This window comes from Pseudomonas sp. K5002 (assembly GCF_013386655.1).
Lineage (GTDB): Bacteria > Pseudomonadota > Gammaproteobacteria > Pseudomonadales > Pseudomonadaceae > Aquipseudomonas.
In genome coordinates, this window is record NZ_JACARK010000995.1 from 1 (window position 1) to 694 (window position 694).

At 63.5% G+C, this 694-nt stretch carries 1 protein-coding gene; it reads left to right on the top strand.

Annotated elements, in window-relative coordinates; translation table 11 throughout:
- A partial coding sequence (locus tag HX846_RS32300) for an AraC family transcriptional regulator (protein ID WP_178966959.1) occupies positions 1-625 on the top strand: 625 nt, incomplete at its 5' end.
- Between the last annotated feature and the right edge of the window lie 69 nt (positions 626-694).

A 694-nucleotide genomic window follows, 5' to 3' on the forward strand; every position in this document is an offset into this window, starting at 1 on the left:
CTGGGTGCCGCCGCATGTGTCCCACGCCATGCTGATGCGCGGGCCGGTGACGATGCTCAACACCTACATTCGCCCGCAGGCGGCGCGGCGGCTGGAGTTGCCGCAACAGTGCCAGGTGCTGGATGTGTCGCCGCTGCTTGGGCAGTTGCTGGAGAAGGCCGTCGAGGTACCTGCGCGTTACGCGATGGGTGGCCGCGACAGCTATTTGATGGGCTTGCTGCTGCACGAGATCGCCCGGATGCCGGTGCTGCCGCTGTGTGCGCCGTTGCCGGCCGAGCCTCGATTGGCGAAGGCCTGCGAAGAGTTCCTGGCCGGGCCTTCGTTGGAAATCGGCATTGATGCCATGGCCCTCGGCGCGGGTATGAGCCGCCGGACGTTTACCCGCCAGTTCCGCCAGGCCACGGGGATCAGTTATCTGCAATGGCGCCAGCAAGCCTGTTTGCTGGCGGCGATTGTGCGGCTGGGCAATGGGGAACCGGTGACCAGGGTGGCGCTGGATCTGGGGTATAGCAGCCCGAGTGCGTTTGCCACGGTGTTCAAGCGTGTGTTGGGTGAGGTACCGAGCCGTTATTTCACCAGGGAGTTGCGGGGGGTGGGTCGCGGTACATATCCGTTATTTAGGTAACGACCACCTAGGATTCCGCTCTTACAGCGGGTCACTTTTGAACAGCCGGAATGCGGCCCAGTCAAAAGC